9 protein-coding genes are annotated in these 13693 nt (G+C 72.6%); 4 read left to right on the plus strand and 5 right to left on the minus strand.

The genetic code is table 11. The features are described 5' to 3' along the window. Nucleotides 1-4: 4 nt before the first annotated feature. Nucleotides 5-652 carry a YitT family protein gene (locus LR269_RS05330; protein ID WP_231429730.1) on the minus strand — a complete coding sequence of 216 codons (648 nt, stop codon included), beginning with the start codon at nt 650-652 and terminating at the stop codon, nt 5-7. 62 nt (nt 653-714) lie between these two features. Between LR269_RS05330 and LR269_RS05335 the strand changes: the two genes are divergently transcribed. After that, the gene (locus tag LR269_RS05335; protein WP_231429731.1) at nt 715-2178 is read left to right on the plus strand and encodes a PLP-dependent aminotransferase family protein; all 1464 of its coding nucleotides are present in this window, start codon (nt 715-717) and stop codon (nt 2176-2178) included. A gap of 121 nt (nt 2179-2299) precedes the next feature. Beyond that, nucleotides 2300-4669: an esterase-like activity of phytase family protein gene (locus LR269_RS05340; RefSeq protein WP_231429732.1), complete on the plus strand. Its 2370-nt coding sequence runs from the start codon at nt 2300-2302 to the stop codon at nt 4667-4669. A gap of 266 nt (nt 4670-4935) precedes the next feature. Here the strand turns inward: LR269_RS05340 and LR269_RS05345 are convergent, their stop codons facing one another. Both LR269_RS05345 and LR269_RS05350 read right to left on the minus strand, forming a co-directional pair. Further along, nucleotides 4936-6456, minus strand: coding sequence for a chaplin family protein (locus LR269_RS05345; protein ID WP_231429733.1), 1521 nt, complete (start codon nt 6454-6456; stop codon nt 4936-4938). A gap of 101 nt (nt 6457-6557) precedes the next feature. Then, complete coding sequence (locus LR269_RS05350) at nt 6558-7691, minus strand: hypothetical protein (protein WP_231429734.1); 1134 nt, start codon at nt 7689-7691, stop codon at nt 6558-6560. 143 nt (nt 7692-7834) lie between these two features. On the opposite strand from LR269_RS05350, the gene LR269_RS05355 reads away from it, so the two are divergent. Continuing rightward, nucleotides 7835-11257, plus strand: coding sequence for an efflux RND transporter permease subunit (locus tag LR269_RS05355; protein WP_231429735.1), 3423 nt, complete (start codon nt 7835-7837; stop codon nt 11255-11257). 49 nt (nt 11258-11306) lie between these two features. Here the strand turns inward: LR269_RS05355 and LR269_RS05360 are convergent, their stop codons facing one another. Both LR269_RS05360 and LR269_RS05365 read right to left on the minus strand, forming a co-directional pair. Then, nucleotides 11307-12668, minus strand: coding sequence for an RNA polymerase sigma factor (locus LR269_RS05360; RefSeq protein WP_231429736.1), 1362 nt, complete (start codon nt 12666-12668; stop codon nt 11307-11309). A 7-nt stretch (nt 12669-12675) separates the two neighbouring features. Continuing rightward, entirely contained in the window at nt 12676-13110 is a 435-nt protein-coding gene (locus tag LR269_RS05365; RefSeq protein WP_231429737.1) for a YciI family protein, read from the minus strand. Between the two features lie 201 nt (nt 13111-13311). Between LR269_RS05365 and LR269_RS05370 the strand changes: the two genes are divergently transcribed. Continuing rightward, nucleotides 13312-13680: a heavy-metal-associated domain-containing protein gene (locus tag LR269_RS05370; protein ID WP_231429738.1), complete on the plus strand. Its 369-nt coding sequence runs from the start codon at nt 13312-13314 to the stop codon at nt 13678-13680. Nucleotides 13681-13693: the final 13 nt, after the last annotated feature.

The following is a 13693-nucleotide window of genomic DNA, read 5'->3' on the forward strand; positions in this document are numbered from 1 at the left end:
CCGTCTAGTCCGCCGCGGCGGCCACGGGGGTCGCGGCGGTCCCGGTGCCGACGGCATCGGTTCGGGGCGTCCGCGCCTTCTCGGGCACCCGGAAGAGCGGCAGCGTGACGCCGCAGAGCGGCCCGATGAGCAGCGCGAACGCCACGGTTCCGAAGCCGACGTCGCCGCCGAGCAGCCAGCCGACGAGCAGCACGGTCACCTCGACGAGGGTGCGGCCGACCCAGATCGGCCAGCCCGTGCGGGCGTGGATGCCGGTCATGAGGCCGTCGCGCGGTCCCGGGCCGAAGCGGCTGCCGATGTAGAGGCCGCTCGCGACGGCGAGCAGCAGCAGGCCGCCCGCGAAGAGCAGGATGCGCTGCCACAGCTCGGGCGGCGTCTGGATGAACCACAGGCCGAGCTCGATGCTCGGGCCGATGAGCAGGATGTTGAGCACCGTCCCGGCGCCGGGGCGCTGGCGCAGCGGGATCCAGAGCAGCAGCACGAGCGCGCCGATGATGTTCGTGAGCCAGCCGATGCCGATGCCCGTGAGGTGCGAGAGCCCCTGGGCGAACACCGTCCACGGGTCGACCCCGAGCGCCGCGCGGATCATCATCGCGTCGGCGATGCCGTAGAGCACGAGTCCGATGAGCAGTTGGGGAATCCGGCGGGCCATAACATCCATCCAATTCGATGATTGGCCTTGACATCTATAGCCAATTCGTCTGAAGTGGCATTATGTCGGATGCCTCGCTGAGTGCCCGTGCCCTGCAGAACCTCCTCGGAGACTGGCGGGGCGGCCTTCCCGGCGCCGCGTACCTCGCGCTCGCCGACCGGGTTCGGCTGCTCGTGCTCGACGGGAGGGTCAGCGTCGACACCCGGCTGCCGGCCGAGCGAGAGCTCGCCGAACGGCTCGGCGTCAGCCGCACGACCGTCACCGCCGCCTACCGGCACCTGCGCGAGCAGGGCTACCTGCGGAGCCTGCGCGGGTCGGGGAGCGTCGCCCGCATCCCTGGAGCGCCCGTGGTGCTGCCGGTCCCACCGGCCGCCACGCACCTCGACCTGTCGAAGGCGGCACCGCCCGCACTGCCGTGGCTCGCCGAGGTGGCCCGCGACGCGGCCGACGAACTGCCTGCGCATCTCGGCGACTCGGGGTTCGACCCGATCGGCATGCCCGCCCTCCGCCAGGCGATCGCCGACCGCTACGGCGTGCGCGGACTGCCGACCCGGTCGGAGCAGATCATGGTGACGATCGGGGCGCAGCACGCCATCGGGCTGCTCGCGCGGGTGCTCGTCGGCCGGGGCGATCGCGCCGTCATCGAGGCGCCGACCTACCCGCACGCGTACGAGGCGCTGCAGCTCGCGGGCGCACGGCTCGTGCCCGTGCCGGTCGCGCCCCACGACCCGCGGTTCGACAGCGGCGTCCCGCCGCACGGCGACGAGGTCGAGGCGCTCGAGCGCGCGCTCGCCCGTACCAACCCGTCGACGGCGTACCTCATGCCCGACTTCCAGAACCCCACCGGCCGCAGCCTCGACGCCGAGGCGCGACGCCGGCTGCTCGACGTCGCCGCACGCCAGGGCACGGTCGTCATCGCCGACGAGACCACCGCCGAGCTCGACATCGACCGCGACCGCGCGCCGCTGCCGCTCGCGGCCTACGGGCCGCCCGGCACCGCGGTGCTCATCGGCTCCCTCGGCAAGACGGTGTGGGGCGGGGTGCGCATCGGCTGGATCCGTGCGGAGCCCCCGCTCATCCGCCGACTGCTCGCGGCCCGACTGCCGGGCGACCTCGGCACGCCGATCCTCGAGCAGCTCATCGCGACCCGGCTCATCGGGCGGATGGACGAGATCCTCGAGCTGCGCCGGTCCGAGCTCCGTGCGGGTCGCGATCGGGTCGAGACGCTCATCGCCGAGCTGTTCCCCGACTGGCGCGTGCCGCACGTCGACGGGGGCATCGCCGTCTGGATCGGCCTCGGTGCACCGATCAGCTCGCAGCTCGCGCTCGCGGCCCGGGCGCAGGGGCTGCTCATCGCCGCGGGTCCGCGATTCGGCATCGACGGGGCGTTCGAACGGTTCCTGCGTCTGCCGATCTGCCAGCCGGTGGCCGAGACCGAGGCCGCCGTGCACGCACTGCGCCGTGCCTGGGAGTCGATGCCCGGAGTCGCCGCGGCCGACGCCGGGCTGCTGCCCGCCGTCGTCTAGCTCGGGGCGCGCACCGGCCGTTCACGTACCGGTCACGATCGCGTCACCGGCGCGGAACCCCGGCGACAGCCGTCGGCGGGACTCTGGGCCCGACTCGCCCGTCGACCCCAGGAGCCCCCTCATGCCCGCACGCCCGCTGTCCCTCACCGCATTCGCGGTGGCATCCGTCGTCGCCGGGTGCGCGCTCGCCGCCCCAGCCGTCGCCGCGCCCCGCTCGAACGACACCGCGACCGCCGCGATCGCCGCCGACCGCGAGGAGACCGCGGGCCCCGGCTTCTCGCGGACCGCGACCTACCCCGTCTTCCAGAACGCGGCCGCGGGCGTCGATCCGGCCGAGGCCGCCGTCGCCGAGATCTCGGCCGTCTCGGACGACGGCCGCACGGTCGTCTACACCGACGCCCTCGGCAAGCGCATCGGCTTCGTCGACCTCGGCGACCCCGAGCACCCGGTCGGCACCGGCACCGTCGAGCTCGCCGAGCTCGGCCACGCCGACGACCAGCCCACCTCGGTCGCGATCGTCGGCGACCGCGTGCTCGTCGTGATCGACGAGACGGGCGGCGACTTCCCGAACCCGCGCGGCCGTCTCGACGTGCTCGACCTCACGACCCGCGAGCGGCTCGCCTCGATCGACCTCGGCGGCCAGCCCGACTCCATCGCCGTCTCTCCCGACCGCAGGACCGCCGCGATCGCGATCGAGAACCAGCGCGACGAGGAGCTCGAGGTCGACGGCGTCGAGGGCGGCCTGCCGCAGGCGCCCGGCGGCTTCGTGCAGACCGTGAAGCTCACCCCGGCGAAACCGTCGAGCTGGAAGGCCCGGCCGGTCGCGTTCGACGACCGCTGGGCGAAGGCGGCCTTCGCCGCGGCCGGCGTGTACGCCGCGGGCGACCCCGAGCCCGAGTACGTCGCGTTCTCGCCGTCGGGACAGCTCGCCGTCACCCTCCAGGAGAACAACGCCGTCGCGCTCGTCGACGTGCAGAGCCGCCGGGTCACGGGCGCCTTCTCGGCCGGCACCGTGACCGGATCGGGCTTCGACGTCAAGAAGGACAAGAAGGTCGACGCGACCGGGTCGATCACCGACGTGCCGCGCGAGCCCGATGCGATCGCCTGGGTCGACGACCGGCACGTCGCGACCGCCAACGAGGGCGACCTGCGCGGCGGCACCCGCGGCTGGTCGGTGTTCGACGTGCGCACGGGCGACGTGGTCTGGGACGCGGGCGACTCGTTCGAGCAGCTCGCGATCTCGCGCGGGCTCTACAACGACGACCGGGCCGGCAAGAAGGGCCCGGAGCCCGAGGGCCTCGCGGTCGCGACGATCCGAGGCATCCGCTACGGGTTCGTCGCGAGCGAGCGCTCGAACTTCGTCGCCGTCTACGACCTCACCGAGCCCGCATCGCCGCGCTTCGTGCAGACGTTCTTCTCGACGAACGGCCCAGAGGGCATCCTTCCGGTGCCCTCGCGCGACCTCCTCGTCGTCTCGAGCGAGACCGACGCCGCCTCGGTCTCGGTGCGTGCGAGCGTCAACGTGTACCGGTTCGGCGACGAGGCGGCGCGGCCGTCCGTCGTGAGCGGCGACGACGCGAAGGGCCGGGCGATCGGCTGGCTCGCGCTGGGCGCGCTGTCGGCCAAGCCCGGTGAAGCGTCGGCGATCTACGCCGCGAGCGACAACGCGCTCAGCCCGTCGACGATCTTCACGGTGGATGTCGCGGCCGAGCCCGCACGCGTCACCGACCGGCTCGTCGTCACGAAGGGCGGCGCCCCGCAGGCGCTCGACGTCGAGGGCGTGTACGCCCGCCCCCAGGGCGGGTTCTGGCTCGCGAACGAGGGCGCGACGGGAGCCGCGAACTCGCTCGTGCGCACCGACGGCGCAGGCGCCGTCGTCGAGACCGTCGCGCTGCCCGCCGATATCGCGGCGCACGTCGGCAAGTGGGGCTTCGAGGGCGTCACCGCCACGACCGATGCCGCGGGCGCCGAGGTCGTCTTCGTCGCCCTGCAACGTCCGTTGTGGGCCGACCCGGCGGCGGCGGCGGGCCCGATCGACGGCGAGGGCGTGACCCGCGTCGGGCGCTACGACACCGCATCGAAGACGTGGACCTGGTTCGGCTACCGGCTCGAGCAGACCTCGGTCGCCGGGGACTGGCTCGGCCTCTCGGAGATCGTGGCGGTCGACGCCGACACGCTCGCCGTCATCGAGCGCGACAAGCTCAACGGTCCGGCGGCGGCGGTCAAGCGCGTCTCCACCGTCGAGGTCGGCGGCGTCGCCGGGGTGGCCGGCGTCGGAGCGCCCGGCGAACTGCCGGTGCTCGAGAAGTCGCTCGCGGTCGACGTGCTGCCGGCGCTCCGGGCCGGCAACGGCTGGACGCAGGAGAAGCTCGAGGGGCTCACGATCGGGGCCGACGGCGACGTCTACGCCGTGACCGACAACGACGGGCTCAAGGATGCCACGGGCGAGACGGTCTTCCTCCGCCTCGGCGCAGCCGGCGACCTGTTCTGAGCCCGTCTTCGGGCAGGTGACGGCGGCCCGGGCCTCGCGGCTCGGGCCGCCGTCGTTCGTGTTGCTTCCCCCTGATTTCCCCTTCGCATCCATGAGGGTGCGGGGCGACGTGCGACTGCGAAACGCACGCCGCCCCGACCCGGCCACGCCATGGACGAGCGCGGCCGGCCGTGCCGCACGGGTCTGAGGCACGGAGTCGTTCGACCGGCACGACCCGCTGAGCCGGTCGGGGCCCGGCGCCGGCAGGGCGGCGCCGGGATGACCCGCTATCGGCGCAGCGTGGACCGCCGCACCGTGAACCGACGCAGTCCGACGAGCACGAGGCCGGCCGTCAGCGCGAGCGCTGCGAGGCCGAGCGCCGAGACGTCGGCGCCCGTCGAGGCGAGCGCGCCGTCGCCGGCCGCGATCACCATGTCACCGTCGGAGGCGACCGAAGAGCCGTCAGAACCGTCGTCGGAGCCGCCGTTCGAACCGTCACCGGGGTCGGTGGGGTTCGTCGGGTCCGTGGGGTCCGTGGGGTCGGTCGGGTCCGTCGGGTCCGTCGGGTCCGTCGGGTCCGTCGGGTCGGTCGGGTCCGTCGGGTCGACGATGGTCGTCGAGCCGTCCGTCTCGCTGTCGCCGATCACCGAGATCGCGTTGCCGCCGATCGTGATGGGCAGGGACAGGTCAGGCAGCAGCTGTGTTCCCCCGAGCAGCCCGCCGTCACCGTCCGTCGTCGCCGAACCGCCCCCGGTTCCCGGCAGAACGACCGTCTCTGCATTCGTCGACGTGGAGTCGCCGATGCCCGAGATCGCATTGCCGCCGATCGTGATCGGCAGATCGAGCGCCGGCAGCACCTGCGTGCCGCCGAGGATCGAGTCCTCGCCGGACGTCGTCGCCTCGCCCGAGCCGCCCCCGGTGAGCACCGCGGTGGTCGCATCCGACGAGGTCGAGTCGCCGATCACCGAGATCGCGTTGCCGCCGACGGTGATCGGTGCATCGAGCGAGGGCAGCACCTGCGTGCCGCCGAGCAGGCTGTCCTCACCCGACGTCACCGCCTCGCCCGTGCCGGAGCCCGACCCGCCCGTGCCCACTTCGGTCACGGCGTCGCTCGACGACGAGTCGCCGATGCCCGAGATCGCGTTGCCGCCGACCGTGATCGGCAGATCCAGGTCGCCGAGGATCTGGGTGCCGCCGAGCAGGCTGTCCTCGCCCGACGTCACCGCCTCGCCGGCGCCCTCGTCCGAGCCGCCGGCCTCGGTCGCCACCGCGGTCGTCGCGTCGCTCGACGACGAGTCGCCGACGACCGAGATCGCGTTGCCGCTCACGGTGACCGGCACGTCGACGTCGACGAGCCCCTGGGTGCCGCCCAGCAGCGAGTCGTCGCCACTGGTCTCGGCGCTGCCCGCTTCGCTCGCACCGTCGTCGGTCGCGACCTCGGTGGTCGCATCCGACGACGACGAGTCGCCGATCACCGAGATCGCGTTGCCGCCCACGGTCACCGGGATGTCCACGTCGATGAGCGCCTGGCTGCCCGACCCGATGCCGTCGTCGCCGGAGGTGACGGCGACCGGTTCGGCGTCAGCGGTCGAGACCTCCGTCGCGGCATCCGACGACGACGAGTCGCCGATGAGCGAGATCGCGTTGCCGCCGATCGTCACGGGAAGGTCGATCGAGATCCCCGCCTGGGTTCCCGATGCGATGCCGTCGTCGCCACCCGTGTCCGCGTGGGCGACGCCGGCCCCGAGGAGCGTGAGCCCCCCGGCGAAGAGGGTCGCGTACAGCGCCCTCAATGCCATTCTCTTCATGATCCAGTCCTCCTGACTGATGGGTGATTTCGCTCCCGGGCAGGGAGCGATGACCGTGTCCGCGGGGGCACGCAGGCGCGTGCGAGCGGACCGGTCCCCGGTCAGTCAGGGGTGGAATCGGTGTCGTACACCGGCGACGACGGCAGCTCGTCGTCGACGGAGTGGAGCACGAGCGACGTGAGTGCGTCGAGTTCGAGAGCGGCGTGGGCCGTGTCGGCGGCGCTCGACGCGCCGCCCGAGCCCGCGCCGGAAGCGCCCGAGCCGGAACCGGCTCCGCCGGAGCCGCCGGCAGGCGGTGTCGCCACGGGTGAATGGTCGCCGGGCGGGGCTCCGCCGCCACCCGGCAGTGCGGCGCCGGAACCGAGGCCGCCCACCGTCTCGGCGACCCGTCCGGACCCCTCGGGTCCGAGTGCGATGCCCGACGAGGGCACCGCAGCCGATGCGCCGGGAAGCACGGGCGCCAGCGGCGCGTTCGGCGCCTGAACGCCCGGTGTGCCGGGCTGCTCGCCGGGAACACCCGGGTCGACCCCCGGGATGCCCGGGCCGGCCGAACCGCCGTCGCCCGGAAGCACGGGGATCGAGGGGATCTCGGGGATGACGCCGGTGCCGTCGGTCGGCAGCTCGCCGGGCGTGCCGACGACCGTGCCGAGGGTGTCGTCGACCGCGCCGACGACGGGGTCGAGGACGCCTCCGACGGTGTCGTCGCCGAGCAGGCCGCCGACGATCGGGAGCGATCCGACGAGTCCGTCGACAGCACCGGTGACAGGGGTCGTGATCGAGCCGACGGTGTCGCCGCCGGCGATGTCGGAGACCGTGCCCGTGACCTCGTTGACGACCGTTCCGACGGTGCCGTTTCCGGTGCTGACCACGTCATTCGTGGTGTCGGTGACGGTGTCGACGACGTTCGGAACGACCGCTTCGACGACGTCGCCGACAGGTGCCGGGGCGACGTCGACGACGGGCTCGACGAGCTGGTTCACCGGCTCGGTGACCGCGTCGACGACCCCGCCGAGCGTGTCGCCGACCGCACCGGTCGCATCGGTCACGCCGCCCACGAGCGAGGTCACGCCGCCGAGCAGTCCGCCCGGCTTCGACTCCTCGGCCGATGCGCTCGATGCGCTCGAGAAGAGCGAGAACGCGAGCCAGATCGCCGAGCACACGAGGGCCAGGAGGCCATATCGAAGAAGCGCAGCGCGGAGCCACGGCACCTGCCGCTCGGCAACCGCTGTGGCCATGGCCCACCACCTCACGTCGAGCGCCACCTTACCGAGGGTGCTCGCCGCGCGACGACCCCCGTTCGGGGGTCAATCGGATCTTCTTCACCTCGAATTCGACACTCGGTGACATCCGTCGTCGACCCTGCTGCGAGAATCGAGCAATGCACCTGCTCGCTGCGCTCAGCATGAAGAACCGCGCCCTCATCGCGCTCGTCACGATCGTGGTCGCGATCTTCGGCGGCATCTCGCTCACGAGCCTCAAGCAGGAGCTCGCGCCCTCGATCGAGTTCCCGCAGTTGTCGATCGTCTCCAGCTATCCGGGCGCTTCACCCGATGTCGTCAACAACGACGTGTCGACGCCCATCGAGACCGCGATCCAGGGCATCACGGGCCTCGAGTCGACCTCGACGACGAGCTCGACCGGACTCAGCCGGGTCACGGCGAGCTTCACGTACGGCACCGACCTCGCGTTCGCCGAGCAGAAGCTGCTGTCGGCGGTCAACCGCATCCAGAATCAGTTGCCCGACGACGTCGACCCGCAGGTCATCGCGCTCTCGCTCGACGACTTCCCCGTGCTGCAGATCGCGGTCACCGGCGCCGACGACGTCAGCGCCCTCTCCGACGAGATCGAGCGCACGACGCTCGGCGAGATCACCGACGTCGACGGCGTCCGCGACGCGACCCTCGTGGGCGAGATCGGCCAGCGCGTGACGATCACGCCCGACCCCGAGAAGCTCGCCGCCCACGGCCTGACGCAGCAGACGATCCGCGACGCGCTCGCCCAGAACGGCCTGCTCGTGCCGGCCGGCACGATCACCGAGGGCGACTCGACCTTCGCGGTGCAGACGGGCACCCGCATCGGCAGCGTCGACGAGATCGCGGCGCTGCCGGTGCTCGGCGCGACCGAGGTGCAGGTGCCGGACGACTCGGAGTTCGTGCCCGACGACGTCACGACGCCGCCGACCGACGGTGGAGACGGTCTCGCCGACGGCACCGACGTCGTGCGCGTGCCCGTCGCGGCGACCATCGCGGATGTCTCGACCGTCGCCCTGACCGACAACCCCGTGACGAGCATCTCGCGCGTGAACGGCGAGCCGGCCCTCACCATCTCGGTCACGAAGCTCCCGGCCGCGAACACGGTCGAGGTGTCGAACGCGGTGACGGCGCTGCTGCCCGACCTCGAGGCGTCGCTCGACACGACCAACCCGGGGGCGACGTTCACCGTCGTCTTCGACCAGGCGCCCTACATCGAGCAGTCGATCGAGTCGCTCGCGACCGAGGGACTGCTCGGCCTCGCCTTCGCGGTCCTCGTCATCCTGATCTTCCTGATGTCGGTGCGGGCGACCCTCGTCACCGCGATCTCGATCCCCACGTCGGTGCTCATCACCTTCATCGGCCTGCAGGTCGCCGACTACACGCTCAACATCCTCACGCTCGGCGCGCTCACGATCGCGATCGGGCGCGTGGTCGACGACTCGATCGTCGTCATCGAGAACATCAAGCGGCACCTCGTCGAGGGCGTCGACAAGGCGTCGACCATCGTGCGCGCCGTGCGCGAGGTCGCCGGCGCGATCACCGCGTCGACGATCACGACCGTCGCCGTCTTCCTGCCGATCGCGCTCGTCGAGGGCGTGACGGGCGAGCTGTTCCGGCCGTTCTCGCTCACGGTCACGATCGCCCTGCTCGCGTCGCTGCTCGTCTCGCTCACCATCGTGCCCGTGCTCGCGTACTGGTTCCTGAAGCCCGCGAAGCTGCGCAAGGTCGAGGGCTCCGAAGACACCGCCGACGAGGCGGAGCTCGAGGCCGAGGAGGCCGCCGCCGCATTCGTCGACGACGTGTGGCTCGCACCCGAGCTGCGAGACGAGAGCGGCGCGACCGGGCTGCCCGTCTCGCGCCCGTCGGGCGTCGCGACGGCCGAGCGGGCCGCCGCCGAGGCATCCCCCTCGGTCGCCCACCCGGTGGTCGACGAGCTCGAGCACCCGTCGCGGCTGCAGCGCGGTTACCTGCCGATCATCGCCTGGACGCTCAAGCACGGCGTCGTCACGATCATCATCGCGGTGCTCGTGCTCGCCGGCACGGTCGCGATGACGCCGCTCATGAAGACCAACTTCCTCGGGTCGAGCGGGCAGAACACGTTCCGCGTGTCGCAGGAGCTGCCCGTCGGCACGAGCCTCGACGCGCTCGACGCGGCGTCGAAGCCGGTCGAGCAGGTGCTGCGCGACACCGATGGCGTCGAGACCGTGCAGACCTCGATCGGCACCGGTTCCAACCCGCTCGCCGCGGCGTTCGGCGGCGGCGGCGCGAACGTGACCTACTCGGTCACGACCGACGACGACGCCGACCAGGACGCCCTGCAGGCCGAGGTGCGCGACGAGCTCGACGGGCTCGACGCCGACGAGGTGGGCGAGGTCTCGCTCGCCGCATCGAGCGGCTTCGGCGCCTCGAACGACATCGAGGTCGACATCACCGCCTCGAACGCGGAGGACCTGCAGGACGCGACCGACGCGGTCGTCGACGAGCTCGACGGCGTCGACTCGGTGTCGCAGGTCACGTCGAACCTCTCCGAGTCGCGCCCGTACGTGGCGGTCGAGGTGAACCGGGCGGATGCCGCGGCGGCCGGCTACTCCGAGGTCGCGCTCGGCGGGCTCGTGTCGGCGGCGATGCAGCCGCAGAGCGCCGGATCGGTCGTGATCGACGAGAAGACGCTGACGATCTACCTCGCGAGCGAGAACCCGCCGGTCACCGTCGAGGAGCTCTCGGCGCTCGAGGTGCCGACCCCGGCCGGCGTCGTGCGCCTCGACACCCTCGCGACGGTCGAGCAGGTCGAGGGTCCCGCCTCGGTCACGACCGTGCAGGGGCTGCGCAGCTCGACCGTGTCGGCCACTCCCGCCGGCGACGACCTCGGCACGGCGTCGGGTCAGGTGCAGGCGGCCGTGAACACGGTCGACCTGCCCGAGGGAACGACGGCGTCGATCGGCGGCGTCACCGCCGACCAGCAGGAGTCGTTCTCGCAGCTCGGCCTCGCGCTGCTCGCGGCGATCCTCATCGTCTACATCGTCATGGTCGCGACGTTCCGCTCGCTGCTGCAGCCGCTGCTGCTGCTCGTCTCGGTGCCGTTCGCGGCCACGGGCGCGATCGCACTGCAGGTCGTCACGGGCATCCCGCTCGGCGTCGCCTCGCTCGTCGGCGTGCTCATGCTCGTCGGCATCGTCGTCACGAACGCGATCGTGCTGGTCGACCTCGTGAACCAGTACCGCGACCGCGGCATGAACGTGCGCGACGCGCTCATGCACGGTGCGTCGCGTCGTCTGCGCCCGATCCTGATGACGGCGCTCGCGACGATCTTCGCGCTGCTGCCCATGGCGCTCGGCATCACCGGTCACGGCGGGTTCATCTCGCAGCCGCTCGCGATCGTCGTGATCGGCGGCCTCCTGTCGTCGACGCTGCTCACGCTCGTCGTGCTGCCCGTGCTCTACGACCTCGTCGAGGGCGGTCGCGAGCGCCGGCGGGCGAGGAAGGCGGCCAAGGCGGCGGGTGCGGGAGCGACGCCGGCGGCCCCCGAGGTCGCCGCGCCGGTCGAGTAGGCGCGGAGCCCCCGCTGCGGGGATCGATGCACGTCCTGCTCCGTCGGCGCTACTCGACCGCCGGGGGCCCGCCGAGCTCTGCGATCCGCGCGAGCAGCGCCTCGCGCTCCCGTGCGTTGCCCGTGAGCCGGGCGGCCGTCTCGAGCTCGCCGCGCGCCTCGCCGGTGCGCCCGAGGCGAGCGAGCAGCTCGCCGCGCACGGCCGGCAGCGGGGGATACCCGGCGAGCCTCCCGCCGGCGACGAGCTCGTCGACGACCCGGAGCGCCGACGCCGGCCCCGTCGCCATCGCGATCGCCGCGGCGCGGTTGAGCTCCACGACGGGCGACGGGGCGATGCGACCGAGCGCCTCGTAGAGCACGACGACCTGGGCCCAGTCGGTCTCGTCGGCCGAGGGGGCGACCGCATGGCAGCCGGCGATCGCGGCCTGCAGGCCGTACGCGGCGCGCCCGCGCCCGATGCGGTCGGCCCGGTCGAGCGCCGCCCGCCCGCGGGCGATCTGCGCGCGGTCCCAGCGCGAGCGGTCCTGCTTGTCGAGGGGGATCGCACTGCCGTCGCGCGCCGTGCGCGCCGGGAAGCGGGCGGCGGTGAACTCCATGAGCGCGACGAGCGACTGCGCCTCGGGCTCGCGGGGCATGAGGCCCGCCACGATCCGGGCGAGCCGCAGGGCCTCGGCCGAGACGTCCGGCCGCAGCCATTCCTCGCCCGACGCGGGCAGGTAGCCCTCGTTGAAGATCAGGTAGAGCACGTGCAGCACCGAGGCGAGGCGCTCGGGGTACTCGTTCGGCTCGGGCACGGCGAAGGGCACGTTCGCGGCGGCGAGGGTCTTCTTCGCGCGCACGATCCGCTGCTGGATCGTCGCGGTCGGCACGAGGAACGCGCGGGCGATCTCCTCGCTCGAGAGGCCGCCGACGATGCGCAGCGTCAGCGCGATCTGGGCCTCGCGCGACAGCACGGGGTGGCATGAGACGAAGACGAGCCGCAGCACGTCGTCGTCGATCGTGTCGGGGTCCCAGAAGGTGTCGGATGCCTCGCCGCCCTGCTGCTCGAGATCGCGCGCCATCGCGGCGTACCGCTCGTCGAGCCGTTCGCGCCGGCGCCAGCCGTCGATGGCCCGGCGCTTCGCGACCGCCGTCAGCCATGCGCCGGGGTTGCGCGGCACGCCCTCGTCGGGCCACTGCCCGAGGGCCTCGACGAGCGCCTCCTGCGCGAGGTCCTCGGCCTGGCCGACGTCGCCGGTGAAGCGGGCGAGCGTCGCGACGATGCGAGCCGACTCGATGCGCCAGACCGCGGCGATCTCGCGCCGGGCGCGGTCGGCGTCGGCCGGGCCGGAGGTGCCGCCGCCGGAATGCCGGGCCCGGTCGGCGTCGGCGTGCGCCGAACCGGCCGAGCCCGAGGCATCCGTCTCGCTCATGGTGCGGTCACGCCCCCGCCGTGCCCAGGCGACCCTCGGCCTCCTCGCGCCAGCCGGCCTCCTTCTGGATCCACTCGTTGTCCTGCGGGAAGTCCTCGAGCTCGGTGACGCGACGCACCTCGAGCTTCGAGCCGGGGCCGAGCGGGCAGCGCTTGGCCCACTCCGCGGCCTCCTCGGGGCTCTGCGCCTGGATGATCCAGAAGCCGTTGAAGAGCTCCTTCGTCTCGCCGTAGGGGCCGTCCGTCACCACGGGCGGGGTCTGGTCGAAGTCGACGACGAAACCCTCCTTCGCGTCGGTCAGTCCCTCGCCCGCGAGCAGCACGCCGGCCTTGATGAGCGACTCGTTGTAGGCGCCCATCGCGGCGATGACCTCGTTGAAATCGAGCTGCTCGTAGGCCTCGACGGCGGCGTCGTTCGATCGCATGATCAGCATGTACTTCACGGTGTTCTCCTTGTTCGGATCGATGTCGATGCGGGGCCGAAGTGCCCGCCTCACTCATGCGTCGAACGGGGCGGGGGCCGGATCGACATCCGGGCGGAAAAAGTTCGGAACTGTTTCGGCCATGTTCTCAGACGCCGATCGGCTTGGTGATTGATACCCCACCGGGGTATAGTTCTGAATATCGAGGGAAGGATGACCGACATGACCCACAGCCACGCCGCCACCACCGTGCCCGAGGGCGCCACCGAACTCCAGCTGGTCGACCAGGCCGCCGCTGCGGATGCCTCGTGCGCGTGCTGCGCGATCCCCGACGCCGCGGCGACGTCGACCGCGCCCGCCGAACTCGACGGACTCGTGAGCGCCCACTACGCCGTCGCCGGCATGACCTGCGGCAACTGCGTGCGCCACGTCAGCGCCGAGCTCGCCGCCATCGAGGGCGTGGAGGCGGTCGAGGTCGAGCTCGTCGCCGGCGGCGTCTCGACCGTCACGGTGCGCAGCAGCTCGCCGCTCGCCGACGCCGCGGTCGCCGCCGCCGTCGAGGAGGCCGGCTACGAGGTCGTCCCGCGCTGAGCGCGGGAGGGCG

Source organism: Agromyces sp. S2-1-8, from assembly GCF_021129215.1.
Classification (GTDB): Bacteria; Actinomycetota; Actinomycetes; order Actinomycetales; family Microbacteriaceae; genus Agromyces; species Agromyces chromiiresistens.